The 26,881-nt window shown below is 71.0% G+C and carries 25 protein-coding genes; 16 read left to right on the top strand and 9 right to left on the bottom strand.

All coding sequences use genetic code 11. The features are described 5' to 3' along the window. Positions 1-133: 133 nt before the first annotated feature. The gene (locus tag ACFVYN_RS24685; RefSeq protein WP_390001895.1) at positions 134-1,156 is read right to left on the bottom strand and encodes an NADP-dependent oxidoreductase; all 1,023 of its coding nucleotides are present in this window, start codon (positions 1,154-1,156) and stop codon (positions 134-136) included. A gap of 113 nt (positions 1,157-1,269) precedes the next feature. Here ACFVYN_RS24685 and ACFVYN_RS24680 point away from each other — a divergent pair, with 113 nt between their 5' ends. Together ACFVYN_RS24680 and ACFVYN_RS24675 are read left to right on the top strand one after the other, a co-directional pair. Further along, positions 1,270-1,827: a TetR/AcrR family transcriptional regulator gene (locus ACFVYN_RS24680; protein WP_390001893.1), complete on the top strand. Its 558-nt coding sequence runs from the start codon at positions 1,270-1,272 to the stop codon at positions 1,825-1,827. A 43-nt stretch (positions 1,828-1,870) separates the two neighbouring features. Then, entirely contained in the window at positions 1,871-2,419 is a 549-nt protein-coding gene (locus ACFVYN_RS24675; protein ID WP_390001891.1) for a GNAT family N-acetyltransferase, read from the top strand. A 34-nt stretch (positions 2,420-2,453) separates the two neighbouring features. Here ACFVYN_RS24675 and ACFVYN_RS24670 read toward each other — a convergent pair whose 3' ends face one another. Further along, positions 2,454-3,050 (bottom strand): TetR/AcrR family transcriptional regulator, encoded by a 597-nt coding sequence (locus ACFVYN_RS24670; RefSeq protein ID WP_390001889.1) that lies wholly within the window; start codon positions 3,048-3,050, stop codon positions 2,454-2,456. A gap of 130 nt (positions 3,051-3,180) precedes the next feature. Here ACFVYN_RS24670 and ACFVYN_RS24665 point away from each other — a divergent pair, with 130 nt between their 5' ends. Both ACFVYN_RS24665 and ACFVYN_RS24660 read left to right on the top strand, forming a co-directional pair. Beyond that, positions 3,181-4,080 (top strand): NAD(P)-dependent oxidoreductase, encoded by a 900-nt coding sequence (locus ACFVYN_RS24665; RefSeq protein WP_390001887.1) that lies wholly within the window; start codon positions 3,181-3,183, stop codon positions 4,078-4,080. A 227-nt stretch (positions 4,081-4,307) separates the two neighbouring features. Then, positions 4,308-4,592, top strand: coding sequence for a hypothetical protein (locus ACFVYN_RS24660; protein WP_390001885.1), 285 nt, complete (start codon positions 4,308-4,310; stop codon positions 4,590-4,592). Between the two features lie 33 nt (positions 4,593-4,625). On the opposite strand, the gene ACFVYN_RS24655 is transcribed toward ACFVYN_RS24660, so the two are convergent. From ACFVYN_RS24655 to kdpF, 4 genes are all read right to left on the bottom strand, one after another. Continuing rightward, a complete protein-coding gene (locus ACFVYN_RS24655; protein ID WP_390001883.1) occupies positions 4,626-5,258 on the bottom strand; it encodes a potassium-transporting ATPase subunit C in 633 nt (210 codons plus the stop codon). A 5-nt stretch (positions 5,259-5,263) separates the two neighbouring features. Further along, positions 5,264-7,366 (bottom strand): potassium-transporting ATPase subunit KdpB, encoded by a 2,103-nt coding sequence (gene kdpB, locus ACFVYN_RS24650; RefSeq protein ID WP_390001881.1) that lies wholly within the window; start codon positions 7,364-7,366, stop codon positions 5,264-5,266. 98 nt (positions 7,367-7,464) lie between these two features. After that, positions 7,465-9,165 (bottom strand): potassium-transporting ATPase subunit KdpA, encoded by a 1,701-nt coding sequence (kdpA, locus tag ACFVYN_RS24645; RefSeq protein ID WP_390001879.1) that lies wholly within the window; start codon positions 9,163-9,165, stop codon positions 7,465-7,467. Positions 9,166-9,173: 8 nt separating this feature from the next. Next, on the bottom strand, positions 9,174-9,263 hold the full coding sequence (gene kdpF / locus ACFVYN_RS24640) for a K(+)-transporting ATPase subunit F (RefSeq protein WP_037775329.1): 90 nt from the start codon (positions 9,261-9,263) through the stop codon (positions 9,174-9,176). Positions 9,264-9,683: 420 nt separating this feature from the next. Between kdpF and ACFVYN_RS24635 the strand changes: the two genes are divergently transcribed. Both ACFVYN_RS24635 and ACFVYN_RS24630 read left to right on the top strand, forming a co-directional pair. Continuing rightward, on the top strand, positions 9,684-10,304 hold the full coding sequence (locus ACFVYN_RS24635) for an SRPBCC family protein (RefSeq protein ID WP_390001973.1): 621 nt from the start codon (positions 9,684-9,686) through the stop codon (positions 10,302-10,304). A 63-nt stretch (positions 10,305-10,367) separates the two neighbouring features. After that, a complete protein-coding gene (locus ACFVYN_RS24630; RefSeq protein ID WP_390001877.1) occupies positions 10,368-12,680 on the top strand; it encodes an FdhF/YdeP family oxidoreductase in 2,313 nt (770 codons plus the stop codon). A gap of 40 nt (positions 12,681-12,720) precedes the next feature. Here the strand turns inward: ACFVYN_RS24630 and ACFVYN_RS24625 are convergent, their stop codons facing one another. Beyond that, the gene (locus tag ACFVYN_RS24625; protein WP_390001875.1) at positions 12,721-13,068 is read right to left on the bottom strand and encodes an antibiotic biosynthesis monooxygenase family protein; all 348 of its coding nucleotides are present in this window, start codon (positions 13,066-13,068) and stop codon (positions 12,721-12,723) included. Positions 13,069-13,252: 184 nt separating this feature from the next. Between ACFVYN_RS24625 and ACFVYN_RS24620 the strand changes: the two genes are divergently transcribed. Next, complete coding sequence (locus ACFVYN_RS24620; RefSeq protein WP_390001873.1) at positions 13,253-14,320, top strand: hypothetical protein; 1,068 nt, start codon at positions 13,253-13,255, stop codon at positions 14,318-14,320. Between the two features lie 2 nt (positions 14,321-14,322). Beyond that, a complete protein-coding gene (locus tag ACFVYN_RS24615; RefSeq protein WP_390001871.1) occupies positions 14,323-15,429 on the top strand; it encodes a hypothetical protein in 1,107 nt (368 codons plus the stop codon). A gap of 283 nt (positions 15,430-15,712) precedes the next feature. Here ACFVYN_RS24615 and ACFVYN_RS24610 read toward each other — a convergent pair whose 3' ends face one another. After that, a complete protein-coding gene (locus ACFVYN_RS24610) occupies positions 15,713-16,147 on the bottom strand; it encodes a MarR family transcriptional regulator (protein ID WP_390001870.1) in 435 nt (144 codons plus the stop codon). A gap of 187 nt (positions 16,148-16,334) precedes the next feature. Here ACFVYN_RS24610 and ACFVYN_RS24605 point away from each other — a divergent pair, with 187 nt between their 5' ends. From ACFVYN_RS24605 to ACFVYN_RS24575, 7 genes are all read left to right on the top strand, one after another. After that, positions 16,335-17,510 carry a PP2C family protein-serine/threonine phosphatase gene (locus ACFVYN_RS24605; protein WP_390001868.1) on the top strand — a complete coding sequence of 392 codons (1,176 nt, stop codon included), beginning with the start codon at positions 16,335-16,337 and terminating at the stop codon, positions 17,508-17,510. A 131-nt stretch (positions 17,511-17,641) separates the two neighbouring features. Next, positions 17,642-18,541 carry an STAS domain-containing protein gene (locus ACFVYN_RS24600; RefSeq protein ID WP_390001866.1) on the top strand — a complete coding sequence of 300 codons (900 nt, stop codon included), beginning with the start codon at positions 17,642-17,644 and terminating at the stop codon, positions 18,539-18,541. Then, positions 18,538-18,963: an STAS domain-containing protein gene (locus tag ACFVYN_RS24595; protein WP_390001865.1), complete on the top strand. Its 426-nt coding sequence runs from the start codon at positions 18,538-18,540 to the stop codon at positions 18,961-18,963. The genes ACFVYN_RS24600 and ACFVYN_RS24595 overlap by 4 nt, the downstream gene beginning before the upstream one ends. Beyond that, positions 18,963-19,406, top strand: coding sequence for an anti-sigma regulatory factor (locus ACFVYN_RS24590; protein WP_390001971.1), 444 nt, complete (start codon positions 18,963-18,965; stop codon positions 19,404-19,406). Before ACFVYN_RS24595 ends, ACFVYN_RS24590 begins: the two co-directional genes overlap by 1 nt. Then, on the top strand, positions 19,403-20,488 hold the full coding sequence (locus ACFVYN_RS24585; RefSeq protein WP_390001863.1) for a SpoIIE family protein phosphatase: 1,086 nt from the start codon (positions 19,403-19,405) through the stop codon (positions 20,486-20,488). Before ACFVYN_RS24590 ends, ACFVYN_RS24585 begins: the two co-directional genes overlap by 4 nt. Next, a complete protein-coding gene (locus ACFVYN_RS24580) occupies positions 20,472-22,334 on the top strand; it encodes a PP2C family protein-serine/threonine phosphatase (RefSeq protein ID WP_390001861.1) in 1,863 nt (620 codons plus the stop codon). The genes ACFVYN_RS24585 and ACFVYN_RS24580 overlap by 17 nt, the downstream gene beginning before the upstream one ends. After that, on the top strand, positions 22,312-23,499 hold the full coding sequence (locus ACFVYN_RS24575) for a PP2C family protein-serine/threonine phosphatase (protein WP_390001860.1): 1,188 nt from the start codon (positions 22,312-22,314) through the stop codon (positions 23,497-23,499). The genes ACFVYN_RS24580 and ACFVYN_RS24575 overlap by 23 nt, the downstream gene beginning before the upstream one ends. A gap of 8 nt (positions 23,500-23,507) precedes the next feature. Here the strand turns inward: ACFVYN_RS24575 and ACFVYN_RS24570 are convergent, their stop codons facing one another. Then, positions 23,508-24,011: a MarR family winged helix-turn-helix transcriptional regulator gene (locus ACFVYN_RS24570; protein WP_390001858.1), complete on the bottom strand. Its 504-nt coding sequence runs from the start codon at positions 24,009-24,011 to the stop codon at positions 23,508-23,510. A gap of 253 nt (positions 24,012-24,264) precedes the next feature. On the opposite strand from ACFVYN_RS24570, the gene rph reads away from it, so the two are divergent. Next, entirely contained in the window at positions 24,265-26,868 is a 2,604-nt protein-coding gene (rph, locus tag ACFVYN_RS24565; protein WP_390001969.1) for a rifamycin-inactivating phosphotransferase, read from the top strand. Positions 26,869-26,881: the final 13 nt, after the last annotated feature.

Genomic DNA, 26,881 nt, shown 5'->3' with positions numbered 1-26,881 from the left:
GACCTCCTGGGTTCGGGCAGTGGGAAGCACAGCTTGTCATGCCGGGCGCCCTACGTGGCGCCGGTGTCCGTCCACCCGGCCGCTCCACCGGCGTCGACCGCCCAGACCTGGAGCTCACACGGGAACCCCCTCGTCAGGAGTTCTCAGCGACCGTAAGCACGATCTTGCCCCGGATATGTCCGCGGGCGGCGCGTTCGTGGGCCGCCCTGGCGTCCGCGAGCGCGAACGTGCTGTCTATCGCGACGCGGACCGTGCCCGCGTCGAGCAGGCGTCCCAGTTCGGCGAGCTGCGCGCCGTTCGAGCGGACCTGGGTGGCCGTGACGGTCACGCCCAGCCTCGTGTTCTCGTCGTCGTCGAACTCTCCGAAGTACACCGGGTAGAGGGCTCCACCGCGCTTGAGGGTGCGCAGGAAGCGCCTGCTGTCGGGGCCCCCGACGGCATCCAGGACGAGATCGACGTCCCGGGCGACTTCTTCCGGACGCTCCTTGGTGTAGTCGATGAACTCGTCGGCGCCGAGTTCGCGCAGGAACGCCTCGTGGGCGCCGGACGCCACGGCGATGACGCGGGCCCCCTTCCACTTGGCCAGCTGGAGTGCGAGATGGCCCACTCCGCCGGCAGCGCCGTTGACGAGCACGGTGGTCTCGCGGTCGAGCGGCATCGGCCGGTGCCGGGTCGCCTGGAACGGCGAGGGGTGGTCGTGCCCGAGTTCGATCAGGAACTGCCACGCCGTCAGCCCCGACATGGGCAGAGCGGCGGCGTGCACATGGTCGACGGAAGCCGGCTTGCGCGCGAGGTCGGACGCCGGCGCGGTGACGTACTCGGCGTAGGCGCTGCCCTGGAGTGCGGTGGGAAAGCGCAGAAGGCCGACCACCTCGTCTCCGACCGCGAAGTCGTCGACGTCTGCGCCGACGGCTTCCACTACGCCCGAGACGTCGGTCCCCGGAATCAGGGGGAGCTCGACCGGGGGCTTGAGCTCGGGAGATACGTCGGGCATTCCTCCCCGGGCGTACCAGTCAGGAGGGTTGACGCCTATGGCGTGTACGCGCACGAGCACCTCACCCGGGCCGGGTTCGGGAACCGGCACCTCCTCGTGGCGCAGCACCTCGGGGCCACCGAACTCGTGCAGACGGATCGCCCTCATCGTGTGTGTCGGCATCACTTTCTCCTCTGTCCGCGCGGCGGGATACGCTTGTCCGGATCAGCGATCCGGTTATCCGGACCACTGATCCGAATATATGGATCAGTGATCCGGATAGTCAAGAGGGGCACATGCGAGCCGACGCCAGAAAGAATCACGACCACTTGCTCGCCGTTGCGGGCGCCGTCATCACCGAGCAGGGCGTCGACGCGTCGCTGCGGGACATCGCCCGCAGGGCGGGCGTGGGACTCGCCACGCTGATCCGTCACTTCCCCACCCGCGAGGCCCTGCTCGAAGCGCTGCTGCGCACGAACTTCGACGAACTGGCGGTCAAGGCGGGTGTCCTCGAGACGTCGAGGGAGCCCGACGACGCGCTGATCTCGTGGCTGCGCGACTTCGTCGCCTGCGCGCACAACTACCGCGGCGTCGTGGAGCTGATGGTGACGGCCATCGAGGACCCGGAGTCCGCGCTGCACGCCTCGTGCGTCGCGATGCGCGCCGCCGGCACGCACCTCCTCACCCGCGCCCAGGCGCAGGGCCTGGCACGCGGCGACGTCGACGGCACCGACCTGTTCGCGCTGGCCGGCTCACTGGCCTGGCTCAGCGATCAGCCCTCGCTCGCCGCCCGCGCAGATCACCTCTTCGAGGTGGTCACGAGCGCGCTCCTGACGCCGTCCCCGGCCCCCTAGCCGAGATCGAGTTCTCTGACGGCCGCACGATATGTTGCCCACCATGACTCAACTCGCCCCTGCCTCCTGGCCAGTTGACCCGATCAGAACGGAGCGGCTCGTGCTGCGCGCGTCCGAAGCGAGGGACCGTCCGGCGTTCATCGAGCTGCTCTCCTCAGCGGAGGTGCACACCTATCTCGGCGGCCCGCAACCGCGCGATGAGCTCGAGCGCTCGGTGCCCGAGACGCCGGGGCAGCGCCCCGGCCATTTCGTGATCGAGCTCGACGGAGCGATGATCGGAACCGTCGAGGTCAGCCGGCGCGATGCCGAGCGCCGGGGGCAGGTGCGGCCGGATGCCGGCGAGGCCGAGATCGGCTATCTGTTCCTTCCGCGGGCATGGGGGCGCGGGTACGCGGCCGAGGCGTGCGCAGCGGCACTCGACTGGTTCGCGGACGCCGTTCCCGGGGTGCCTGTCGTGCTCTACACCCAGACCGCCAATGCCCGCTCGATGTCCTTGGCGGCAAAGCTGGGGTTCGTCGAGGTGCGACGGTTCGTGAAGTGGGACGCCGAGCAGTGGATGGGCATGTGGGCTCCGGTGACGCCGCCGGCGTAGGGAGTACCACTCCTTCCCGCCGTGGCAGAACCGGTCAGCCCTCCCGGCTCACCGCGGCGTCGAGGAGGGGGCCGAGTTCGCGGCTCACGGTCGTCAACGGACGTATGTCCCGCTCCGCCCGGGCCATGAGAATCGCTCCTTCCAAGGCGCTGACCATGAGGGTGGCCAGCGCTCCGGCGCGTTCCTCGGGCACGTTCATGTCGGCCAGTGCCCGGGCCACCGGACCGGTCCAGGTCGCGAACGCCTCCGCCACCGCCGTCCGCGTGGACGCGGTGGACTCCGCCCAGTCCACCGTGGCGGCGGCGACCGGACAGCCGCCGGCGAACCCGGCGCTCTCGTACTCGTCGGTCCACTGGCGCACCATCGCGGCGAACAGCCCGCTCGGTGTCGGCTCGGGCAGGGCGGCGAGGAATCGGGCGACCCGGTTGCCCGCGTACCGGCCGGCCCACTCCACGGCCTCGTTGACCAGTTGCTCCTTGCCGCCGGGGAAGTAGTGCTGGAGCGAACCGCGCGGCGCACCGGCGTGGGCGGCGACCTCCCGCATGCCGGTGGCGGCCACCCCGTCGCGCCGGATGAGCTGGGCCGCGCTGAAGACCATCCGCTCCCGAGCTCCCCTCTCGGACACCGCCATCTCCGACCTCCACGTCCGGTTCTGTTCGGATGCACTCTATGACCGCCGTCATAGCCGCGCTTACTATGACCGCTGTCATAGCGTGCGGCAACGGCTCGGCTTCGGCGTGAGCCGGAAATGGCGGTGCCTCGTGTCCGTGGGATTCATCGGCCTGGGAACCATGGGGCAGCCCATGGCCCTCAACCTCGTCCGGGCCGGGACGCCTCTCGTCGTGTGGAACCGCACTCCCGGCCGGAGCGAGGCCCTGGGTACCGCCGGAGCGGAGGTCGCCGGGAGCCCGGCCGAGGTCTTCGCCCGGGCCGGGGCCGTGATCCTCATGCTGGCCGACGAGGCCGCCGTGGACGCCGTACTGGGTCGCGGTACCCCGGACTTCGTCCTTCTCGTGGCCGGACGGACCGTCATCCACATGGGCACGACCTCGGCCGAGTACTCGGCCGGTCTGCAGGACGCCGTCCGGACGGCGGGCGGACGGTATGTCGAGGCTCCCGTCTCCGGCTCCCGCATCCCCGCCGAGCAGGGTGAACTGGTGGGGATGACGGCCGGTGACGAAGACGCCGTCGCCGCCGTACGCCCGCTGCTGGCCGCCATGTGCCGGGAGACGTTCGACTGCGGCGCGGTCCCCGGCGCGCTGCTGATGAAGTTCTCGGTGAACCTGTTCCTGATCACCCTCGTCACCGGGCTGGCCGAGGCGTTCCACTTCGCCGACCGCCACGGCCTCGACCAGCGCCTGCTCCGGGACGTCCTGGACGCGGGCCCGATGGCCAGTGCGGTCTCACAGGTGAAGGGACCCAAGCTGCTGGCCCGCGACTTCACCGTGCAGGCCGCCGCCACCAACGTCCTGGAGAACAACCGGCTGATCGCCGAGGCCGCCCGCAAGGCCGGTCTGGCCTCCCCGCTCCTCGACGTCTGCCACGCCCTGTACGGCGAGGCCGTCGAGCAGGGCCACGGCGACGAGGACATGGTGGCCGTCCTGCACGCCCTGGAGAGCCGCACCGGCCCGAGGGCTGGAGGAGTCTCCAGGCGACCCTGAGCCGGGCCGCGTGGCGCCGCCCGGCGCGCGCCATGGATGAACTGCCGACGAACTCCGGCTTTTGCTCCGGTCAGGAGCTGGTCGGGAACACGCCTCGCGACCGGCGGCCCGCTTGCGATTGTCGGCGCCCCCGACGCATCCCGTACGACCCACTGGAGCCCCGGCGTGTCCCCACCCGAGCCGGAGCCAGGACCGTTCCACCCGTCCCGGTCCTGCGGCGGCGTCCCGTGCTGCTCGCGGCCGGCGCCCTCCTGGTCGCGGCAGGGGTGACGGCGGGCGTACTGACCGCCGTGGACACCGGTGCGGCCAGGGGCGCACAGGTCGCATCAGCCGCATCGGCCAAGGCGCCGTACGCGCCCTACGTCGCGGATCCCAGGGCACAGAACGTCGTCGGCACCGGCGGCTCCTCACCGGCCCTGCCGATCACCCTCGCCGCCGCCCTCACCACCGCCGTCGCCACGACCACGGTGTTCGCCCTGCGCCGCCGCGGGACACGCGCCGCGACGCGCTGAGCCTCGGACAGGTGGCGCAGCCGGGTCACGCCCTCACGTCTTCGCCACCAGTTCCTTGACGGCGATGTTGAGTTCGAGGACGTTGACCCGGGGCTCGCCGATGAAGCCGAGCGTACGGCCCTCGGTGTGGTCCTCGACCAGCTTCTCGACCCGCGCGACGGACAGGCCGTTGCGCTCGGCGACCCGGTGGACCTGGAGCCGCGCGTAGGCCGGGGAGATGTCCGGGTCGAGGCCGGAGCCCGAGGAGGTGACCGCGTCGGCGGGTACCTGGGACGGCTTGACCTTGTAGTCGGCGGTGGAGTTGTCCTTGACGACTCTGGCCTTGGCCTCCTTCACCCACGTGACGAGCTCGGGGTTGTCGGCGGAGCGGTTGGTGGCGCCGGAAAGGATCAGTGTGTACTGGGTGTTGACCGAGTTCTTTCCCAGTCCGTCGGCCGGCCGGGGCTGGAAGTAGCCGAGGCTGTAGCCCTGTTGACCGATGAGGGAGGAGCCGACGGCCTTGCCGTCCGCCTTGGTCTCCGAGCCGTTGGCCTCGGTGTGGAAGAACGCCTGGGCCACACCTGTGACGGCCAGCGGGTAGAGGATGCCGGTGAGCGCGGTCAACACCAGCAGTGCCCGCAGACCCGCGCCGAGCAGACGGGCGGTGTTCACAAAGGAGTTGTTCATGGCCTTCACGCGATCCCGGGGATGAGCGAGACGAGCAGGTCGATGATCTTGATGCCGACGAAGGGCGCGATCAGCCCGCCGAGGCCGTAGATCCCGAGGTTGCGCCGCAGCAACTTGTCCGCGCTCACCGGCCGGTACCGCACGCCCTTCAGGGAGAGCGGCACGAGAGCGATGATGATCAGCGCGTTGAAGACGACGGCGGACAGGATCGCGGAATCCGGCGACGACAGGCCCATGATGTTGAGCTTGTCCAGGCCCGGGTAGACCGCGGCGAACAGCGCCGGGATGATCGCGAAGTACTTGGCGACGTCGTTGGCGATGGAGAACGTCGTCAACGCGCCCCGGGTGATGAGGAGTTGCTTGCCGATCCCGACGATCTCGATCAGCTTGGTCGGGTCGGAGTCGAGGTCGACCATGTTGCCGGCCTCCTTGGCGGCCGACGTCCCGGTGTTCATCGCGACGCCCACGTCCGCCTGCGCCAGGGCCGGTGCGTCGTTGGTGCCGTCACCGGTCATCGCGACGAGCTTGCCGCCCGCCTGTTCGCGCTTGATGAGGGCCATCTTGTCCTCGGGAGTGGCCTCCGCGAGGAAGTCGTCGACGCCCGCCTCCTCGGCGATCGCCCTGGCCGTCAGCGGGTTGTCACCGGTGATCATGACGGTCTTGATGCCCATGCGGCGCAGCTCCTCGAACCGCTCCCGCATGCCCTCCTTGACCACGTCCTTGAGGTGGACGACTCCGAGGACCCGGGCCCCCCGCTCGTCCTCGACGGCCACCAGGAGCGGAGTGCCGCCGGCCTCGGAGATCCGGTCGGAGAGGGTCCCGGCGTCCTCGGCGACCGTGCCGCCCTGCTCCTCGACCCAGGCGATGACCGAACCGGCCGCGCCCTTGCGCACCCTCCTGCCGTCGACGTCCACGCCGGACATGCGGGTCTGCGCGGTGAAGGCGATCCAGTCGGCGCCCGCGATATCACCCTGATGGCGCTCACGCAGCCCGTACCTCTCCTTCGCCAGGACGACCACGGAGCGGCCCTCGGGCGTCTGGTCGGCCAGCGACGACAGGTGGGCCGCGTCGGCGAGCTCGGCCTCGGTGCTGCCCTTCACCGGAAGGAACTCCGCCGCCTGCCGGTTGCCGAGGGTGATGGTGCCGGTCTTGTCGAGCAGCAGCGTGGAGACGTCACCGGCGGCCTCGACCGCCCGGCCGGACATCGCCAGGACGTTGCGCTGGACGAGCCGGTCCATGCCCGCGATGCCGATCGCGGAGAGCAGCGCGCCGATCGTCGTGGGGATGAGGCAGACGAGCAGGGCGACCAGCACGACCATCGTGAGGTGGGTGCCCGCGTAGTCGGCGAGCGGCGGCAGCGTGGCCACGGCCAGCAGGAAGACGATCGTCAGCGAGGCCAGCAGGATGTTCAGGGCGATCTCGTTGGGCGTCTTCTGCCGGGCCGCGCCCTCGACCAGGTTGATCATCCGGTCGATGAAGGTCTCGCCCGGCTTCGTCGTGATCCTGATGACGATCCGGTCGGAGAGGACCTTGGTGCCGCCGGTGACCGCCGAGCGGTCGCCGCCCGACTCCCGGATGACGGGGGCCGACTCACCGGTGATCGCCGACTCGTCGACCGACGCGACTCCCTCGACGACGTCACCGTCGCCGGGGATGATGTCGCCGGCCTCGCAGACGACCAGGTCCCCGATCCGCAGACCGGTGCCGGGCACATGCTCCTCACGATCGCCCACGAGACGTCTGGCGACGGTGTCGGTCTTGGCCTTGCGCAGGGTGTCGGCCTGCGCCTTGCCCCGGCCCTCGGCGACCGCCTCCGCCAGGTTGGCGAAGAGAACCGTCAGCCACAGCCAGGCGCTGATGGTCCAGCCGAACCAGTCGCCGGGGTCCTTGAAGGAGAAGGCGGTGGTCAGGGCGGAGCCGATCCACACCACGAACATCACGGGCGACTTGACCATCACCCGCGGGTCGAGCTTGCGGAAGGCGTCGGGCAGTGACTTCAGCAGTTGCCTCGGGTCGAAGAGGCCCGCGCCGACACGGCCCTCGGGAGACGAGTGCCCGGTGGGGACGTCGTCGCTGTGCGGCGCCCGGGTGGGAGTGGCTGTGGACATCTCTTCGCTTTCGTCGCGAGCGGTCCGGGAGCGTGTGGTCCCGGTACGCGTGGTCCCCGTACGTCTGGTCCGCGTACGCGTGGTCCCCGTACGCGTGGTCATGACGCCAGCCCCTCGGCCAGCGGGCCCAGCGCGAGCGCCGGGAAGTACGTCAGACCGGTGATGATGAGAATCGCGCCCACCAGCAACCCGGTGAACAGCGGCTTTTCGGTGCGCAGGGTGCCGGCCGTCGCCGGCACGGGCTGCTGCTCGGCGAGCGAGCCGGCCAGCGCCAGCACGAACACCATGGGCAGGAAGCGGCCGAGGACCATGGCCAGACCCAGGGTGGTGTTGAACCACTGGGTGTCCGCGTTCAGTCCGGCGAAGGCCGAGCCGTTGTTGTTGGCGGCGGACGTGTAGGCGTAGAGGATCTCGGAGAACCCGTGCGCCCCGGTGTTGGTCATCGAGTTGCCCGGCGTGGGCAGCGCCATCGCCGCGGCGGTGAAGACGAGCACCAGCGCCGGGGTGACGAGGATGTAGCAGGCGGCCAGCTTGATCTCGCGGGCGCCGATCTTCCTGCCCAGGTACTCGGGGGTACGACCGACCATGAGACCGGCGATGAACACCGCGATGACGGCCATGACCAGCATCCCGTAGAGCCCGGAGCCGGTGCCGCCGGGCGCGATCTCGCCCAGCATCATGCCGAGCATGGTGATGCCGCCGCCGAACCCGGTGAAGGACGAGTGGAACGAGTCCACGGCGCCTGTCGACGTCAGGGTCGTGGACACCGCGAAGATCGAGGAGGAACCGACGCCGAACCTGACCTCCTTGCCCTCCATCGCGCCGCCGGCGATCTGCAACGCCGGTCCGTGGTGGGCGAATTCCGTCCACATCATCAGGGCGACGAAGCCGACCCAGATGACGGCCATGGTCGTGAGGATCGCGTAGCCCTGCTTGACCGAGCCGACCATCACCCCGAAGGTGCGGGTCAGCGAGAACGGAATCACCAGCAGCAGGAAGATCTCGAGGAGGTTGGTGAAGGGCGTCGGATTCTCGAACGGGTGCGCCGAGTTGGCGTTGAAGTAGCCGCCCCCGTTGGTACCGAGTTCCTTGATGGCCTCCTGGGAGGCGACGGCGCCCCCGTTCCACTGCTGCGAGCCCCCCATGAACTGGCCCACCTCATGGATCCCGGCGAAGTTCTGGATCACGCCACAGGCGACCAGCACGATCGCCGCGAGGAACGCGCCGGGCAGCAGGATGCGGGTGACACCGCGGACCATGTCGGACCAGAAGTTGCCCAGTTCCCCGGTGCGGATGGGGGTCCCCCCGCTCGAGCGAAGCCGAGAGTGGGGGAGCGCGAACCCGCGCACCAGCGCCACGGCGACGGCCATGCCGACCGCCGCCGAGACGAAGTTCTGCACGGCCAGGCCGGCGGTCTGCACGACATGGCCCATGGCCTGTTCGCCGTAGTAGGACTGCCAGTTGGTGTTGGTGACGAAGGAGACCGCGGTGTTGAACGCCTGGTCCGGGTCGATGGCCTTGAAGCCGAGCGACAGCGGCAGTACGCCCTGGAGCCGCTGGAGGAGGTAGAGGAAGAGGACCGACACGGCCGAGAAGGCGAGGACTCCGCGCAGGTAGGCGGGCCAGCGCATCTCCGTGTCGGGGTGGGCGCCGATGGCCTTGTAGATCCACTTCTCGATGCGCCAGTGCTTGTCGGAGGAGTAGACCCCGGCCATGTAGGTGCCGAGGGGGATGTGGGCGAGCGCCAGCGCCCCTATGAGGGCCAGCAGCTGAAGGACGCCGGCGAGTACGGGACCCATGGGGTGGTTCAGAACCTCTCGGGGAAGATCAGGGCGAGGACGAGATAGCCCAGCAGGGCCACGGCCACCACCAGGCCGACGGTGTTCTCGGCGGTCACAGCCTCGTCACCCCCTTGGCGACGAAGGCCACCAGCGCGAAGACCGCGACCGTGGTGAGGACGAAGGCCAGATCGGCCATCACGAACTCCTGGAAGAGGCTCGGAGAAAAACGGACAGGACGAGCAAACCCCGCACGTCACCGGATGCGGTCTGCCCTTGACGGCTCCCTTACGGCGGCCCCCGCCCCCTTGACGGGACTCTTACGCCGAGGACGGCTGGAACCAGCCCCGGGAGTCGAGCCCACTACAGCTCCCCAGCCGAGCCCGAGCGGGAATCCGGCGCATCGGGGTGCCTCGCATCGGGGCGACGCGCATTGGGGCGACTCGAAAACGCCGATGTGGGAACCGGTAGAGAAGCCCTGACACACGAAGGGGCCGGGTGTGCGACGCACCGGATCCCTCACCGGAGGAGAGGCCACGATGGCGCGTGACAACGACTCCCAGCAGGCCGTCCCGAACACGCCGGGGATGCGCCCCGACGCCGACGGCGTCACGCGCCGCCGGCCGCTGCGCAGGCAGCACGTCGAGGAGACCGTCGAGGTCGCGGTGCCGGTGCGGACGGCGTACAACCAGTGGACGCAGTTCAAGACGTTCCCCCGGTTCTCGAGCGTGGTGCACGGTGTGGAGCAGGTCAGGCCCACCGTGACCACGTGGACCATCGGCTACGGGCCGCTGCGCCGTCGCTTCGCGGTGGAGATCGTGGAGCAGGACCCCGACACCTACCTGGCCTGGCGCGGCCTGGAGCAGCGGCCCTCCCACCAGGGCGAGGTCGAGTTCCGGCCGACGGAGTCGGGCGGCACGGCCATCACCGTCCGGATGCTGCTGGAGCCACGCGGAACCGCGAAACGGTTCACCGGCTCGTCCAGGGTCACCCAGGTGATCACCCGGCTGGTGCGCCGTGAGCTCCAGAACTTCAAGCTGTTCATGGAGGGGCTGGGGCAGGAGGGCGGGGCCTGGCGCGGCACCATCCGCAACGGCCGGGTACAGCACGACCACCCGGAACCGCCGAGGAGCCGGGTGGCCCAGTGGCCCGTCGGCTGACCCTCGTACCGGACGCGGCAGGACACAGCGGCGAGCGAGTCGCGGCAAGAGAAAGGCGATGCGATGCAGAACCCGCCCGGCGACGAGCCGGAGACCACCCTCTCCGTGACACCGCCCAAGAAGTGGGCGGCCGGGGTTCCCGCGGTCGTGCACGCGCTGGAGTACTCCCTGGAGCAGACGTCCCCCCGCAAGACGGGGGTGGACCTGCTGGCCATGAACCAGGTGGGCGGGATCGACTGTCCCGGCTGTGCCTGGGCGGATCCGGCCCCGGGGCAGCGCCATCGCAACGAGTACTGCGAGAACGGCGCCAAGCACATCAACGACGAGGCCACCCGACGCCGGATCACCGCCGACTTCTTCCGTGAGCACAGCGTCTCCGACCTCGCCGGACGCTCCGACATGTGGCTCAACCAGCAGGGCCGGCTCACCGAGCCGATGGTCAAGCGGCCGGGCTCCGACCACTACGAGCCCATCGGCTGGAACGACGCCCTGGGCGTGCTCGCCGGGGAACTCACCGCGCTCTCCTCCCCCGACGAGGCCGTCTTCTACACCTCGGGCCGGGCCAGCAACGAGGCCGCCTTCGTCCTCCAGCTCTTCGCCCGCGCCTTCGGCACCAACAACCTGCCCGACTGCAGCAACATGTGCCACGAGTCCAGCGGCTTCGCCCTGAGCGAGACGCTGGGCACCGGCAAGGGCACGGTCAGTCTCGACGACCTCCACCACGCCGACCTGATCTTCCTGGTCGGGCAGAACCCCGGCACGAATCATCCGCGTCAGCTGTCCGCCCTGGAGGAGGCCAAGCGCAACGGTGCCCGCATCGTGGCGGTCAATCCGCTGCCCGAGGCGGGGCTACGGCGTTTCAAGAACCCGCAGAAGCCACGCGGGGTCGTCGGACGCGGCACCCAGATCGCCGACCGCTTCCTGCACATCAAGCCCGGGGGCGACCTCGCCCTGTTCCAGGCCCTCAACCGCCTGCTGCTGGAAGCCGAGGACGCCCGGCCGGGCACCGTCCTGGACCACGACTTCATCGACGCGCACACCTCCGGCTTCGAGGAGTTCGCCCAGCACGCCCGCACCGTCGACTGGGACGACGTGCGCGCGGCGACCGGCCTGACCCGCGAGGAGATCGAGAAGGTCCGCGACGAGGTCCTGCGCAGCGAGCGCGTCATCGTGTGCTGGGCGATGGGCATCACCCAGCACAAACACGGCGTGCCTACCATCCGGGAGATCGTCAACTTCATGATGCTCCGCGGCAACCTGGGGCGGGCCGGTACGGGTGTCTGCCCGGTGCGCGGGCACAGCAATGTCCAGGGCGACCGCACGATGGGCATCTGGGAGCAGATGCCGGACTCGTTCCTCGACGCGCTCCAGAAGGAGTTCGGCTTCGACCCGCCGCGCCCGCACGGGCTCGACTCGGTCAACTCGATCAAGGCGATGCGCGAGGGCCGCATCAAGGTCTTCCTCGCCCTTGCCGGCAACTTCGTACGCGCCGCTCCCGACAGCGAGGTCACCGAGGAGGCGATGCGTTCGTGCCGGCTGACGGCCCACATCTCCACCAAGCTGAACCGGTCGCACACCGTCTGCGGTGACACGGCGCTGATCCTGCCGACGCTCGGCCGCACCGAGCGTGACGTCCAGGCCGACGGCGAGCAGTTCGTCACGGTGGAGAACTCCATGAGCGAGGTGCACACCTCCCAGGGGCGCCTCGAACCCGCTTCCCACCTGCTGCTCAGCGAGGTCGCGATCCTGTGCCGGCTCGCCCGCCGCACCCTCGGCGGCCAGCCGGACATCCCCTGGGACCGGTTCGAAGGGGACTACGGCACGATCCGCGATCGCATCTCCCGCATCGTGCCGGGCTTCCACGACTTCAACGCGCGGGTGACGCGCCCCGGTGGCTTCCAGTTGCCCAACCCCGTCAACGAGGGCGTGTTCAACACCGCGGTCGGCAAGGCGCTGTTCACCCGCAACGAGCCGGTGGTCCCCAAGGCGCCCGAGGGTCACCTGCTGCTGCAGACCCTGCGCTCGCACGACCAGTGGAACACCGTCCCCTACACGCTCAACGACCGCTATCGCGGCATCCACGGCAGCCGCACCGTCGTACTCGTCAATCCGGCCGACCTGTCCGGACTCGGCCTCGCGCAGGGTGACCGCGTCGACCTGGTGAGCGTCTGGGCGGACGGCACCGAGCGCCGCGCCCAGGACTTCGAGGTCGTCCCTTACCCCACGGCACCGGGCTCGGCGGCCGCCTACTACCCCGAGACCAACGTCCTGGTGCCGCTGGACAGCGTCGCCGACATCAGCAACCAGCCCACGTCGAAGGGAATCGTCGTCCGCCTGGAGCCCACGTCCGACCGGGCGGCCCCGGCTTCCGTCTGAGGAGCACGCCGAAGCCGAAAGGGACGGGCAGCGACGGGGCCTATACGTCTGCCGGGCGGGTGAACCCGTAGGCGCGCTCGACCTTGGCCACGTGGAGCGAGAACGAGGCGTACCAGTGCTCGCGTCCGTACGCGCGGGCCAGAGCGTGCTCCGCATGTTCGCGCCAAGCGGCGATGGAGTCCTCGTCCTTCCAGTACGACACCGTGATCCCGAGGCCGTTCGCACCGCGAGCGGCATCGACACCGAGGAATCCCGGCTGCTCGGCGGCCAGTTCGAACAACCGCTCGTCCGTGTCCCGGTAGCCGTTGTCGTCGGCGGTCCGCACGGCGGTGAACACCACGGCGTAGTAGGGCGGGGCGGGCAGCGAGGCCGGCGCAGGATCGGTCACGGAGGTCCTCCACGGACGGCACCGGCGGTATGGCCTCAAACGATCTCCCGTCCCGGCCCGACCGCACAACCCTCCTACCCGGCCGACGAACCGTGTTCCCACGGGCCACGATCGGCCGAATGCCGCCTGTCCACCGGTCGTGAACGCCAATAGCCTGTGCGACCTGCGTGCTCTGGGAGGTCTCGTGAACGGTCTCCGTGCGGTCGTCGTCTGTTGGATAGTCGCGTGTGCCGCGGTGGTGTCGCCGGCCGCGGCCGTGACACCGGACAAGGGCATGACGCCGAGCTGGTCGGCGCTGCCGGTGCCGGCGGCCACCCCGCCCGTGACCGTGTCCGACGTCGCCGCCCGCGGGCCGCGCGAAGCGTGGGCGACCGGGTACGAGCAGGCCGCTGATGGCCTGCGGCCGATGCTGTACCGCTGGGACGGCACGGCGTGGAGCCGGGACACCACCTTCCCCGGCGCCGGTGAGCCGGGCTGGCTCGGCAAGGTGCAGTTCGTCGGCGCGGACGTGTGGATCCTCCACAACCGCGCGGGCGCTGGCGAGATCCTGCGCCGGTCGGCGGGCGGCTGGAGCACCGTCCCGCTGCCGCAGACCCTGTGGACCTACCAGGACTTCACCGCCGTACCGGGAGCCGCCTGGGTGGTCGGCGAGGACGACACCGGGCTGAAGGTGCTGCGCCACGACGCTTCCGGCTGGACCACGCAGGCCACCCCCGACGGCGTGCTGTACCTGATGGGGATCACCGCGCGTACCGCCACGGACGCCTGGGCCTGGGCGGACACCAGCACCGGGACGACCGTCCTCCACTGGGACGGCACGGCGTGGCGGGACGCGAAGGTGCCGCTGCCGCCGGACAGCAACGTGCACACCCTGCTGCTCGAACCGTCCGGCCGGATCACGATCGGCGGCAGCCGGTACACCGACGGCGTGGGCCGCACCTACCTGATGACGTTCGACGGGCACGCCTGGCGCACCACGTACCCGCCGCTGGGCGACACCTCCACCGAGGCCATGGTGCGCGGCCCGGACGGCGCGCTGTGGCTGCCGGTGCGCAGCGACCGCGCGTTCCAGTCGAAGTACGCGCGCGTGGACGGCCCGCGCACCACCTTCTCCTACGGCCCGGAGCGCGCGAACGCGATCGACGTCAAGCCACGTGCGCTGGCCAGGGCCGGGTCGGCTCTGCTGGCGTTCGGCACCGTCGAGATCTACGGCTCGAAACCGAACCTGATGAGCGAGCGGCTGGGAGGCTGACCATGGCACGCAGACTTCTCGTCGCGGCCCTCGCCGTCGCCATGACCCTCATCGCCGTCATGAGCTCGGCCGCGGCGGAACCCCTGTCCTGGCAGCATGTTCCGGTCCCGGCCCAGGTCCGCCCGCAGGCCGCGCTGAACGAGGCCGTGGCCCTCGGCCCGGACCTGGCCTGGGCGGTGGGCGCCGACGCCGTCGGGCGCGAGGCGCCGGGCTTCCCGCTGGTGCTGCGCTGGGACGGAACCGCATGGCACCGCCAGAGCCTGCCCGGACTCGGCTGGCAGGGTGAGCTGCTGTCCGTCGCCGCCACCTCCCCGACCGCGGTCTGGGCGGTGGGCCGCGACGCGGCGGGCGGCGCCCGTCTGCTGCGCTTCGACGGGACCGCCTGGTCCGAGAGCCGGCCCCCGTCCGGTGTGGCGCTGACCGAGGTCGTCGCCGGCGGCGGTGAGACCTGGCTGATCGGTTCGCGCGGCGGCGCCCAGGCACTGCTGCGCCGGGACGAGGACGGCTGGCGGGACATGCCCGTGCCGCCGGGAGTCGTCTACGGCCTGCACGTCAAAGCCGCCGACGACGTCTGGGCCGCGGGCGCCACCGACTCGGGTGCGGCCGTGTCCCACTGGGACGGGCAGGCGTGGCGGCAGACGATCGTGGACGGGGCCCCGCGCTCGGCCGTGGGCAGTGTGCTGGCGGTCTCCGCGACCGAGGTGTGGGCGGGCGGTACGGCCGGGTTCATCGGAGGTCCGCCGGGGCGGCCGATCCCGCCGCTGCTGCTCCGCTTCGACGGACAGACGTGGAGCAGGGTGACCGTGCCCACCGATTTCGGCGGGGTCAGTTCGCTGGCGGCCTCCACATCGGGCGAGCTGGCCTGGGTCTCGGTGGCCCGCTCGCAGAAATGGGGCCCGCCGGGCTCTCCGCCGCTGGTCTCCGGACCGGACTTCCTCGCCTGGAACGGTCAGTCCTTCACCGAGTACGACGAACCGGCGGTGGCCGGCGAGGGAGACTCCCGGACACTGCGGCTCGCGCCGGTGCCAGGCACCGACACGGTGTGGTCGGTCGGCCGCGCCGACGGCCCCGAGGGCGCCTTCGCCCCGCGTACGCTGCGCTTCGGCTGAGCAGAATCTCCTTCCCCGCACGGCTGCGGGCATGCCCGGCTTCCCTCGTTCGAGAGACATACCGCACACCCGCCGAAGAACTCGCCGCGACGGGGTATCCGAGTCCGGGTAAGGCAGTCGGACGCACACTGTTGCCGTTTGACAACAAAAGCCGGGAACCAACACAGTAGCCGTGTCGGACGTACGGGGAAGGACCTGGAATGCTCCGGTGGACGGAGACCACTCCGTGTACTGGTCACCCATGTCGAGAGGTGACAAAGACGCCGTCGGCGCGACCGTCGGGTCAGGCGGTCCGGTTGCCGGGCTCCGCCGTGTCGTCGTGTATCTGCGTCGCCGCGGCGACGCAGAAGGCCTCCAGTCCTTCCAGTAGCGCGACCCGCTTGGCGGCGGGCATATCGGCCAGCACGGTCTGCAACTGCCTCTCCCTGCGGGCACGCAGGTCGACGAGGAAGGCGCGGCCCCGGCCACTGAGATGCAGCCGCACCTCACGCCTGTTCTCCTCGCTCACGACCCGCTCGACGAACCCGGCCGCCACCAGCCGGTCGCAGAGCCGACTGGTGGACGGCGGGGTCGAGGCGAGGCACTCGGCGAGGGTGCGCAGGTTGATGCCGTCGTGGTGCTCGAGGACGTGCAGCACCCGCAGCTGCGACGCGGAGGTGGGCGAGGTCGAGGCCCGGCCCCACACGAGCTCCAGCAGCTCGACGGCCGTGGTGGTCACGCGTGCGACCTCATCAGGCTCTGAGCGGCGACGGAAGGCAGTCACGATCACATTCTCGCAGGCACCGGGGTGCCTGTCAGCGTACTAGGCGCGCGCGCTGACCACACAGGACCGGGACGGTGGAAGCGAGCCGGCCTCGTGAGTGAGGCCCGTACGTCGTCCGGCGAAGGACAGGTGTTTTGTCATCATGAAGAGATTTCTGGCCGTTGAACGCGCCCTGCGCACAGCGGCCCCCCACGAGTTGCTCGACGCCATCCGCGCCGTACTGATCGAGCAGTACGGCGCGGAGGACGTCGAGCTGTTCATGGCCGACTACAGCCTGACCGTGCTCCAGCCCGTGTCGGTCCTGCCGCACACCCTGGAACCGGTGTCGGTGCACAACAGCCCGGCTGGCCGGGCCTTCGGTTCGCAGAAGCCGTACCGGGAGGAAGGGAAGGGCGGGCGAACCCGTCTGCATCTGCCGGTCAGTGTGCGCGGCGACCGGCTCGGCGTGCTGTCCGTCACCCTGTCCGACAGCGACGCCACGCAGCGGTGGGAGTCCGAGCTGGCCGACATCGCCGACGTGCTGGGGCACGAGGTGGTCGTGGCGGAGCGCGACACCGACGTGTACCTCCAGGCGCGCCGCAAGGACCGGCTGACGCTGGCCGCCGAGATGCAGTGGCAGCTGCTCCCCGGCCGCGCCTGCTCCCGCCCCGAGTACGAGCTGGGTGCCCAGCTGGAACCGGCCTACGCCATCTTCGGCGACAACTTCGACTGGTCCGCCACCGCCGACCGGCTGACGCTGTACGTCACCAACGGCATGGGCGAGGGCATAGAGGCGTCCCTGCTGACGAACCTCGCCATCAACGCGCTGCGCAACGCCCGGCGCGCCGGGCTGTCCATCGCCGACCAGGCGGCCCTGGCCGACCAGGCCGTCTACGCCCACTACCGGGGGCGCTGCTACTTGTCCGTCCTGATGTTCGAGTTCGACCTGGCCACCGGCCGGGCGAGCGTCGTGGACGCCGGCTCCCCCCAGCTGCTGCGGCTGCGCGGCGGCGCCGTGGAGCGGGTCGCCTTCGACGCCCAGCTCCCGCTGGGCATGTTCGAGGAGACCGACTACATCGCGCAGGACTTCCACGCCGAGCCCGGTGACCGGTTCGTCTTCGTCAGCGACGGGGTCCATGCCGTGGCCTCCCCGAGGGGCGAGGCGTACGGGGAAGCGGCTCTCGTCCGGGCCATCCACTCCACACGCCTGCTGCCCGCCGCCGAGGTGCCGCGCGCCGTCCTGCGGGAGCTGACCGGACACCGCGGTGACGCCATGCCGGACGACGACGCGCTGATCGTGTGCCTGGACTGGCACGGCAGGCCGCAGCAGTCCGACTGACCGCGAGCCTGTCCGTTGCGGCGGGGGCATGTTGTTCGCCGCACACGCTCGCGTTAACGTTTGCCATGCGGCAATAATTGCCACGTGGCCTGACCGCTCGGCGGGCCGAATGGGCTCGCAGGCAGGAGACGATGCAGGTGCCGGAGCACGACACAGCCCTCGAGACGGCGAAGGAGCTGGGCGCCTTCCTGGAGCGGCGTCGTGAGCAGATCGCCCAGCGCTGGGCGGACGCCGCCCTGTTCCGTACGGTGTTCACCGTCTCCCGGGACGAGGCGGTCGAGGCGGGCAAAGCCGTGGTGGACGCCCTGGCCGAGGTGGCCCGCTCCGGACGTCTCGAGGATGTCGACGCTCCCGGCTTCGGCACCGTGCGCGACCAGCTCGGCCGGATGGCCGCGGCCCGGGCCCGGGCCGGGTTCACGCCGGTGCAGATCGCCGGCGAGGTCGCGGATCTGCGCGAGCCGGTGACCGCATTGCTGCGCTCGGAGTTCGAGGACGCCGCCGACGACATGCTGGGGAACGCGTGTGCCCAGGCGCTGGCGGTCCTCATGGCCACGCTCCGCCTGGTGATCATGGAGACGACGGTGAGCGCGGGCGAGGAGCTCATCGCACGGCAGCGCCAGCAGCTGATGGAGGTGGCCACACCGGTCATCAAGCTGTGGGACGGCGTCGTCGCCGTGCCGCTGATAGGGACCCTGGACAGCGCCCGCAGCCAGGTCGTGATGGAGAGCCTGCTGGAAGCCATCGTGGACCAGCGGGCCGCGTACGCCATCCTCGACATCACCGGCGTCCCGACCGTGGACTCCCTCGTGGCGCAGCACCTGATGAAGACGGTCGCCGCGGCCCGGCTGATGGGCGCGGAGTGCATCGTCTCCGGGATCCGTCCCGCCATCGCGCAGACCATCGTCCACCTCGGCATCGACCTCGGCTCGATCATCACGCGGGCCGGTCTCGCCGACGCGTTGGCCTACGCGCTCACCCAGCAGGGCATCGTCGTCTCCCCACGCCCGGTGGCGGGAGCGAGTCCGCGGTGACCGGCTTCCTCGCCACGCAATCCGGCCCCGGCCCGGTGCCGGTACTGGCGCTGGGAGACGTCCTGCTGGTCACCCTGCAGGGCGAGCTGCGCGACGGGGTGGCCGAACAGCTCCAGCACGACATCTCCCAGCGGATCGCGTCCAGCGCGACGCCGGTGAACGGTGTCGTGATCGACATCTCCGGGGTGGAGATCGTCGACTCCTTCCTCGGCCGCGTCCTGGCCGAGATCGCCGCGAGCGCACGCCTGCTGGCCGCCCGGACCGTACTGGCCGGCATGCGTCCCGTCGTGGCCATCACCCTGGTCGAGATGGGTCTGACCCTGCCCGGCCTGGGAACCGCCCTGAACGTCGAGAAAGCCTTGTCCCTGCTGGGCCGCGCGTCCTCGGCAGCTCCGACCGCTCATCCGGAAGAGGGTGCATGATGCATGCCCCCATCGCCTCGACCACGCGCCTGTCCATCGCCTCGGATGCGGACCTGTCCTGGGTACGGCAACAAGTGCGCCAGAGCGCTGCCGACCTCGGTTTCAACCTGGTCCAGCAGACGAAGCTGGTGACCGCGGCCAGCGAGCTGGCCCGCAACACCCTCGTCCACGGTGGCGGCGGCCACATGGAGATGACCGTACTGGCAGAAGGCACCCATCGCGGGCTGCGGCTGTCCTTCGTCGACGAGGGCCCCGGCATCCGGGACGTCGAGCTCGCCATGACCGACGGTTACACCACCGGGAACGGCCTGGGCCTGGGACTGAGCGGGGCCAAGCGGCTCGTCAAGGAGTTCGCTCTGGACACCCGCCCCGGTCAGGGCACCACCGTCACCATCACCGACTGGGTCTCCGGCCTGCCCGCGCCCCGCACAGGTGCCTCTTGAGCCGGGTCTGGGACATCCCGGTCCAGGACAGCACCCGCGTCCGGGACGTACGGGTCGCCGCCGAAGCCGCCTGCGCCGCGGCGGGCCTGGACGCGCACGCCACCGCGGTCGCGGCGCTGGTCGCCACCGAACTGGGCACCAACCTCGTCAAGCACGCCGGGGGCGGCCACATCCTCATCAACCTGGCCGCCCTCTCCGACACGCTCGCCGAGGACGTGCCCTGCGTGCAGATCGCCTCGCTCGACCACGGACCCGGCATCGACAACGTCCAGGCGGCGATGCGGGACGGTCACACCACCGCCTCTTCGTCCCTCGGTGCGGGCCTGGGCACCTGCCGGCGCATCGCCGCCGAGTTCGACCTGCACAGCAGACCGGGGAGCGGCACCGTCGCGGTGGCCCGCATCACCCCGGCACGGGGCCCCGGCCGCTCTCGCCCCCAGGAGGCCCGGTCGGGTTCGGGCACCCGGGCCGGTGGGATCACCACCTCCCTCGCCTACGCCGAGAACTCCGGAGACGCCTTCAGCCACGTGCGCTCCGGTCCACGGGTCACGCTGATGCTCGTGGACGGACTCGGCCATGGGGACAAGGCGGCCGACGCCTCCACGGCCGCCGTGGAGGAACTGCGCCGGTGCGCCGATCTGCCGCCGGCCGAGATCCTGCGGCGGCTGCACACCGCGCTGCGGGCCACGCGAGGCGCGGCCGTCGGCGTCGCACAGCTGGACGAGGACAGCGGCCGGCTCTCCTTCGCCGGGGTCGGCAACATCGGCGCCAGGCTGCGCACCGACGGCACGTGGCAGCCCCTCATCTCCCACCCCGGCATCGTCGGAGCCCACTTCCCCGCCACCGTGCCCCTGCGCGAGAGCGTCTGGACGCCGGACAGTCTGCTCGTCCTGCACAGCGACGGGCTCCCCAGTCGCTGGGAGCCCCCCGGCGATCCCCGACTCGCCGCCCACGACCCGGCCGTGGTGGCCGCGGTCGTCCTGCGGGACGCCGGCAGCGCCGCCCGCCCCCTGCGCGACGACGCCAGTGTGGCCGTACTGGCCCCTGACCCCCGGACGGACCCGTATGACCGCATCCCCTGACGTCTGGAAGATCGCGTCGGTGGCCGACGCCGCCCGGGCCCGCGCCGCCGTCGACCGCATCGCCACGGACGGCGGGGCGCCGACCCTGGAGCGGGCCCGCTTCCTGACGGCGCTCACGGCACGTCTGCGCCACTGCCTCGGCCAGGGCGGTGAGTGGCAACTCCGGCTCCACGTCCGGCAGTCCGGTCTGCTCGAGGTGTCATTGAGCCCGGCCGGCGAGCGCGAGCAGGCCCCACCGGACGAGACACCCTTACTCACCTGCTCGCTGCCGCACGGGCCCGTCCGGAAGCGCCGCCGCGTCGCCCCCTCGCTGCCGCAGGCCCTGCTGAGCGCCGACGAGAACACCGCGGCCGTGCTGAGCCTCCTCGACGAGCAGGAGAACCTGGTCCGGCTGCACCGGGAGGAACTGCACCAGACCAACCAGGGCGTTCTGGCGCTGCACGCCGACCTGGAGGCCGCGGCACGCGCTCAGCAGGAGCTCCTGGAAGCCGAGCGGACCGCACGCGCCGCGGCCGAAAAGGCCCGCCGCCTGCTGACCTTCCTCGGTGATGCCAGCGCCGCCATCACGTCGTCCCTCAGCCGTACGGCCATCCTGCGCCGCCTGTCCGAGGTGCTGGTGCCCGAGTACGCGGAACGCCTCGACGTCTGGCTCTTCGACGAGGAGGAGTACGAGGAACACGACGACGAGCGCGCGCACCGCGTCCGGGAGCACTCCGCGGCCGCCGTGGCCGCCGCCCGCACGGGCCGCCCCCAGCACGCCGCCGCCCACCCGGGCAGCCTTCCCGGCGTCGACGATCTCCCGCCGTCCGCCCTGTCCCCCGAGCGGCCGCTGCTGGCCATCCCCCTCGTCGCACAGCGCCTGCTGGGCGTCCTCACCCTCACCGCCCCCGGCCCCCGATTCGACGAGGACACCTCCGTGATGCTGGTCGAGCTGGCCCGCCGCGTGGGCGTCGCCCTGGACCACGCCCACCGCTACCAGCGGTCCCGCAACACCGCCGAAGCCCTGCAGCGCGCCCAGCTCACGGACCTGCCCACCCCGCCGGGACTGCTGCTCGCCGCGCGCTACCTTCCCGCCACCTGGGGCATGAACATCGGCGGCGACTGGTACGACGCCTTCCTCCAGCCCGACGGCAGCCTGCTGGCCGTCATAGGGGATGTCACCGGCCACGGGCTGCACGCCGCCGTCGTGATGGGCCAGTTGCGCACGGCCCTGCGCGCCTACGCCGTCGAGAACGCCACCCCCGGCGAGATCCTCACGCGGCTCCACCACATGCTCGGCCACCTCCAGCCGGACCTGTACGCCACCGCGCTGATCGCCCGTTTCCGGCCGGGCGAACCGGAGGTCGTCTGGGCCTCGGCAGGCCACCCGCCCGCCGTCGTGCGCGCCGCCGACGGCACCGTACGGGTCCTGGACGCCAAACCCGGCGTGATGCTGGGCATCCCGCTGCCCTACGTGTACACGGACCACCGGACCGACCTGCCCCCCGGCTCGTCCCTGGTGCTGTACACCGACGGCCTGGTGGAACGCCGGGGACAGGGCATCGACCCCGGTATCGGACGGCTCTGCCGCGCCCTGGAGGCGTTGACCACACCGGAGCTGGAACAGGACCTGGACGCCGCCGCGGACGCGCTGCTCAAACCCCTCCTGTACGACTCCGAACGCGACGACGACGTCTGCCTGCTGCTGTGCCACACCGTGAACCCCGCGGCGCGGGAGCGGCCCCGCACAGCCGGCCGCTCTCCCTCCGACCGCTCGCCCTCCGACTGCGAACCGCCTGTCGGCCCGTCCCCGCGCGGTAGCGTGAAGGACACAAGGCGAGAGGGTGGATTCCGTGAAAGTCTCTGAACCGCAGCCGTCCGCGGAAGCACAACTGCGCGCGGCCGCGCCGCACGCACTCGTGGCCACCGCCCGCCGTCTGCTCGCCGAGCGGGTGGGTGCCCAGGAGGTCAGCGTGCTCCTCGCCGACTACGGCCTGGCCGTCCTGCAGCCGGTGACGCACCTGCCGCAGACCGGCCCTGCGGTCTCCGCCCACGAGGGGCCCGCGGGCAGTGCCTTCCTCACCCAGAAACCGGTGCTCGAAGTCCTTCCCGACCCGGCGGGCCAGCGGGCGCATCTGCCCATCACCGTGCGCGGCGACCGTCTCGGCGTCCTCTCCGTGCATCTGCCCGCGGGCGCCGTCGACCCGCGCACCGTGCTCCAGCTCGGCGACTTCGCCACGGCGCTCGGACACGAGGTCGCCACCGCCGACCGCGACACCGACCTCTACCTCCGGGCCCGCCGCACCCGTCGACTGACCCTGGCCGCCGAGATGCAGTGGCAGCTCCTGCCCGGCCGCGGCTGCGCCCGCGAGGAGTACGTCATCGGCGCCCACCTCGAACCCGCCTACGCCATCGGCGGCGACACCTTCGACTGGTCCACCGGCGCCGACGACCTCGTGCTCACCATGACCGACGGCATGGGACAGGGCATCGACGCCTCCCTGCTCGCCGGTCTCACGACCGGCGCCCTGCGCAACGCCCGCCGCGCCGGCATACGTCTCGCCGACCAGGCCTGCCTCGCCGACCAGGCCGTCTACGCCCAGTACGGCGGCAAGGCGTACGCCTCCACCCTGCTGCTGCGCTTCGAGCTGGCCACGGGCCTCGTGCACGCCGTCGACGCGGGCTCTCCGCAACTGTTCCAGCAGCGCGGCGGCCGCACCGAGCGGGTCGAGCTGGAGGCGCAGATGCCGCTCGGCATGTTCGAGGAGACCCTCTACACGGAGCAGACGTTCCAGGTCGAGCCCGGCGACCGGCTCATCGCGGTCAGCAGCGGCGTCCACGGCACCCGCTCCGCCACGGGTGACCTGTTCGGCGAGCGGGTGCTGCGCCAGGTCCTCGGCGCCACTCGTGCCGCGCCGCCGCACGAGACGGCACGCGCGGTCGTCGGCGCACTGATCGAGCACTACGGCAGCAAGGAACTGCTGTCCGACGCCGCCGTGGTGTGCCTCGACTGGACCGGCCGCCAGGGCTGACCCCGCGGTCAGCGTCCGGGGCCGTCGGTGTCCTTGTCGGTGTCGCCCTGAGCGCTCAGGAAGGCCCGCAGCCCCCCGCTCAGCGCCGCCCGCTCGCCGGGCCCCATGGCCGCGAGGACCGCGGCGAGCGCCTGCGACCGGCGCGCGGCCACCTCGTCGAGCACGTGCCGGCCGCGCACCGTGAGAACGAGCTGCACCTCGCGTCGCCGGTGCGGGTGCAGCAGACGCTCCAGCAGACCGGCGGCCTCAAGGCGGTCACACAGCCGGCTGGCGGTCGGCGGGCCTATCTCCATGCTCTCCGCCAGGGTGGTGAGATTGAGCCCCGGTTCCGACTCCAGGATCCGCAGCGCCCTCAGTTGGTGGGGTGACAGCCTCAGGCTCGCTCCCTGCGCGGCCACCGACCACAGGTTCGCGAGACCGTCCACGGCGTCGGCGACCTCGAGCGCGACGGAGAGTGGGTCGTCACCCGGTCCGCTCGACTGGTCGTCCCCCGAGCCACTGAGACGAGTCACACACCCATCGCTTTCAGTAATCGCTTGGCCATGCAGATACCACCCTCATTCAAACGCGGTACCCGATGCGCCGTCGAGCAAGCACGTGGTCCGCTCCGGAGGACGGCAAAAGGAAAAGGCAAGGAGAGAACTCTCCTTGCCGTTACCCAAGTTATAGCGCGCAGGGGGGCTTGCGGCAAGCCCCCGGTCACCCCGCAGAATCGTCGGCCGAGGCCACAACCTGCGTAAATGGGGGAACGACGTGTTGTCAGACCTGACCGAGCAGTACGTGTTGGATCTACAGGAGGTCGACGAGAGCCGGATCGCCGTCGTCGGCGGCAAGGGGGCGAACCTGGGCAGCCTGTCGCGGATGGAGGGCATCAGCGTGCCGACGGGCTTCTGCGTGACGACGGACGCCTACCGGCGGGTCGTGGAGTCGACGCCGTCGCTCGACGCACAACTGGATCAGCTCGCGCGCGTGGATCCGTACGACCAGGAGGCGATCCGCACGCTCAGCGCGGAGATCCGCCGGACCATCGAGGGGATCGCCGTCCCGGACGATCTGGCGGAGGCGATCACCGGTGCGCTCGCCCGGTCCGATGAGCAGGCCGCCTACGCCGTCCGGTCCAGCGCGACCGCGGAGGACCTGCCCACGGCCTCCTTCGCGGGCCAGCAGGACACCTACCTGAACATCGTGGGGCCGACGGCGATCCTCCGGCATGTCAGCCGGTGCTGGGCCTCCCTGTTCACCGAGCGGGCGGTGACGTACCGCCGGCGCAACGGCATCGACCACCGTACGGTCCGTATGGCCGTCGTCGTGCAGCGGATGGTCCTCCCGCAGGCGTCCGGCATCCTGTTCACGGCCGATCCCGTCACGGGCAACCGGACGGTCGCCACCGTGGACGCGGGATTCGGCCTGGGCGAGGCCCTTGTCTCCGGTCTGGTGAACCCGGACGTCTTCAAGGTGCGGCACGGCGAGGTCGTCGCCAGGACGATCTCCGCCAAGCAGCGGGCCGTACAGGCTCTGCCGGCCGGGGGTACGCGGGAGGTGGCGGTCGACGCGCAGCGGCAGGAGCAGCCGGCGCTGACGGATGCGCAGGCGGTCCGGCTCGTGGAGCTCGGGCGACGGATCGAAGCGCATTTCGGCCGCCCGCAGGACATCGAATGGTGTCTGGTCGGGGACGACTTCCACATCGTGCAGAGCCGGCCGATCACGACGCTGTTCCCCGTCCCGGACAGCGGTGACCAGGAGAATCACGTCTACGTCTCCGTCGGCCACCAGCAGATGATGACCGACCCCATGAAGCCGCTGGGCCTGTCCATGTGGCAGATGGCAGCCATCGTGCAGATGTACGAAGCCGGCGGGAGGCTGTTCGTCGACATCACCCGGCGCCTGGCCTCGCCCGCGAGCCGGGCCGGCCTGCTGGACCTCATGGGCAAGGGTGATCCGCTGGTCAGGGACGCGCTGGAGACCGTCCTGGACCGCGAGGACTTCGTCCCCTCGCTCCCGGACGCAGAGGTACCTGTCGGCAGGCCGCGGACCGGCGGCGCGTCCGACCCGGTCGAGACCGATCCGGCCGTCGTCACCGGGCTGATCGAGCGCAGCCAGGCGTCCATCGCCGCCCTCCGCCGCGAGATCCGGACGAAGAGCGGACCGGAGCTGTTCGACTTCCTGCTGGAGGCCTTCGAGGAACAGAAACGAGTCCTCACCGATCCGCTGAACTTCAAGGCGATCATGGCGGGAATGGAGGCCACATGGTGGCTCAACGACAAGCTGGAGGAGTGGCTCGGCGAGAAGAACGCGGCTGACACGCTGACCCTGTCCGCCCCCGGCAACGTCACCTCGGAGATGGGACTCGCGCTGCTCGACGTCGCGGACGTGATCCGCCCGCATCCGGAGGTGGTCGCGTTCCTTGAGAGCGTCGGGGACGACGGCTTCCTCGACCAGCTGGCGAAGCTCCCGGGCGGGACCGAGGCACGCGACGCCATCGAGGCCTACCTCGACCGGTACGGCATGCGCTGCGTCGGCGAGATCGACATCACGAGGCCGCGCTGGCGCGAGCGCCCCGGCACGCTCGTTCCGGTGATCCTCGACCACGTCAGGAACTTCGAACCGGGCGCGGCCCGGCGGCGCTTCGAGCAGGGGCGCCAACGGGCGCAGAAGAAGGAGCAGGAGGTCCTGTCGCGTCTGCGAGCCCTGCCGGACGGGGAGCGGAAGGCCGACGAGACCAAGGGCATGATCGACCGGGTCCGCACCTTCATCGGGTACCGGGAGTACCCGAAGTACGCCATCATCAGCCGCTACTTCGTCTACAAGCAGGCCCTGTTCGCGGAGGCCGAGCGCCTCGTGGAGGCGGGCGTGCTCGCCGAGAAGGAGGACGTCTCCTACCTCACCTTCGAGGAGTTCCGCGACGCCGTGAGCTCGAAGCGGGTCGACGACCGGCTCGTCCGGCAGCGAAAGGAGGCGTTCCGCTCGTACCAGGCGCTCACCCCGCCCCGGGTTCTCACCTCGGACGGCGAGGCTCTCAACGGGGCGTACCGGCGCGACGACGTGCCGGCCGGCGCCCTGGTCGGCCTGCCCGTCTCCACCGGGACCGTCGAGGGAAGGGCCCGCGTCGTCCTCGACATCGCGGACGCCGACCTCGAAGCGGGCGACATCCTCGTCACCACCTTCACGGACCCCAGCTGGTCGCCGCTGTTCGTCGCCATCGCCGGCCTGGTGACGGAGGTGGGCGGTCTGATGACCCACGGCGCGGTGATCGCCCGGGAGTACGGCCTGCCGGCCGTCGTGGGCGTCGAACAGGCCACCCGGCGGATCCGGGACGGGCAGCGGATCCGCGTGCACGGGACCGACGGGTACATCGAGATCCTGGACTGACCGGGCCGGCCGA

The organism is Streptomyces sp. NPDC058307 (genome assembly GCF_042880295.1).
Lineage (GTDB): Bacteria > Actinomycetota > Actinomycetes > Streptomycetales > Streptomycetaceae > Streptomyces.
Note: the sequence above shows the minus strand (reverse complement) of the source record. Positions and strands in the feature narration are given on the sequence as shown.